The 2,136-nt window shown below is 71.8% G+C and carries 1 protein-coding gene and 1 pseudogene; one reads left to right on the top strand and one right to left on the bottom strand.

Translation table 11 applies throughout. From position 1 onward, the window contains the following. Positions 1-217 precede the first annotated feature (217 nt). A pseudogene (locus G6026_RS17915) lies at positions 218-1,708 on the top strand (DUF2156 domain-containing protein); the annotation flags it as partial. Between the two features lie 13 nt (positions 1,709-1,721). On the opposite strand, the gene G6026_RS17485 reads toward G6026_RS17915, so the two are convergent. Next, the coding region (locus G6026_RS17485) for a hypothetical protein (protein WP_241728087.1) at positions 1,722-2,136 on the bottom strand (415 nt) is incomplete at its 5' end.

Below are 2,136 nucleotides of genomic sequence, written 5' to 3'. Positions count from 1 at the left end.
CCTGGTGGTGGCGGCCACCGTCCTGGGACCCCTCGTCGTCTCCCTCTCCTCAGGCGCGGTCGGGCCCCTGGCGCCACTGAGCCAGCTCGTCCGCGAGGTGCCGTACACCCCGGCGCAGGTCGCGGAGCTGTGCGACGCCGCGCCGGGCGGGATCGACTGCTGGAACGCCAGACAGCTTCTCCGCCTGACCGGGGTCGGCCCCCTCGCCCTCACCCTCATGCCGTCCGTGCTCATCCTCGTCCTGGCCGACGGGCTTCGACGCGGCAGGCGCGCCGCGCGCTGGTGGGCGCTGGCCGCGTACGGTACCCAGCTCGCCGCCTCGGTCGCTCTGCTCGTCACCGGCCCGATCGAGGGCGGGCACGGACGACGCCAACTGATCTTCGGGGCCGCTCCACACGCGCTCACGGTCTGGGTGGTCTCCCCGTTGGTCGTCCTGGCCGCGGTTCTGCTCACCCTGACGTTCACCGGCCGGTTCTTCCGCATCCGAGCGAGCCGCCGTGCGGTCAGACGGGCGACCCTGTCGATCGCGGCGGTGGTGCTCGGCGGGTTCGTCGCGTTCGTCGGTCTCGGCGCGGTGGTCACCGAGGGCGTCGCGGCCTCGGGCCTGTCCGATCCGTCGATCGCCGAGCTCGCCGGCGACTATCCGGCCCGCCTCATCCCTCCCGCGTACCTGGGCCTGTTCGGACCGACCCTGCTCCCCGTCTCCGACGCGGCGACGGCGCTGTTCGAGTGGATCGGGGTCGCCGTCTGGGCCGGGGTCATCGTGATCCTGTGGCGCCTGCTGCGGGCGCGCCGGAGAGACGAGGACCCGGCGGCGCACGAGCGCCTGCGGGAGCTGCTGCACACTCCGGGCGGGTCCTCGCTGTCGTGGATGACGACCTGGGACGGAAATGAGTACTGGTTCACCAGCCAGCACCCGCCGGGCCGCCCGTCCGTGGTGGCCTTCCGGGTGGTGGGCCGGGTCGCACTGACCACCGGAGGCCCGGTCGGGCCACCGGACCAGGCCGGACCCGCGGCGCTGGAGTTCGCCGAACACTGTGCCCTCCAGGGCCTGGCTCCCTGTTTCTACTCCGTCGACGACGAGCTGGCGGCGGCGCTGCGGGCGGCGCGATGGTCCTCGGTCCAGGTGGCCGAGGAGACAGTGATCCCTCTGCCCGACCTGGCGTTCACCGGCAAGCGGTTCCAGGACGTCCGCACCGCCCTGAACCGGGCGGGAAAGGAACAGGTGACGGTCACGTGGACGACCTTCGCTGAGGCCCCCTTGACGCTGACCCAGCAGATCGTGGCGATCTCCGAGGAATGGGTGGCCGACAAGGGCCTGCCCGAGATGGGTTTCACCCTCGGCGGGATCGACGAGCTCCGCGATCCCGAGGTGCGCCTGCTGCTGGCCGTCGACGGGGACGACGTGGTCCACGGGGTGACGTCGTGGCTGCCCGTCTACCGAGAGGGCGCTTCCGTGGGACTCACCTTGGACTTCATGCGCCGCCGGACCGGTGGCTTCCGGCCGACGACCGAGTTCCTCATCGCCTCCGCCGCGCTCACCGCCAAGGAGGAGGGCCTGGAGTTCCTCAGCCTATCCGGGGCACCGCTGGGTCACGGCCGGCGTGAACCCGGAGACGGCGCACCGACCGCGAAGCAGGACGCCACCGCGCTCTCGGCCGCCCTGGACCGCGTGGGAGAGACACTCGAGCCCGTCTACGGGTTCCGCTCACTCCTCGCCTTCAAGGCCAAGTTCCACCCGGAGTACCGCCCTCTACATCTGTGCTACCCGGATGCGGCGACCCTCCCGGCGATCGGCGTCGCGGTGGGACGGGCCTACCTCCCGAAGGTGGGACTCGGCCAGGGAGCCCGCCTCGTGGCCACGCTGAGGCGGGCCCGCCGCTGAAGGAGACCCGGGCAGGGGCACCCTGATGGGCGACGAGGCCGACGGCTCTTCTGTGGATGCCGGTCGAGGGGTGCGGATGAGTCCGACGGCGATGCGGCAGGGCGGCAGCACGCTCGCTCTCGGCCCGGAAGAAGACGTGCTTGACGGTTTCGATCAGTACCAGGTAGATCAGCGCCATCGCCGCTAGGGCCACGTAGAACAGTGCCGGTAGTCCGACGAACCCCAGCAGCGGGCCGAGCGGGGTGAACGGC

Source organism: Dietzia sp. DQ11-38-2 (assembly GCF_014145055.1).
GTDB lineage: Bacteria > Actinomycetota > Actinomycetes > Mycobacteriales > Mycobacteriaceae > Dietzia.
This window is presented reverse-complemented; position numbering and strand designations above follow the sequence as displayed.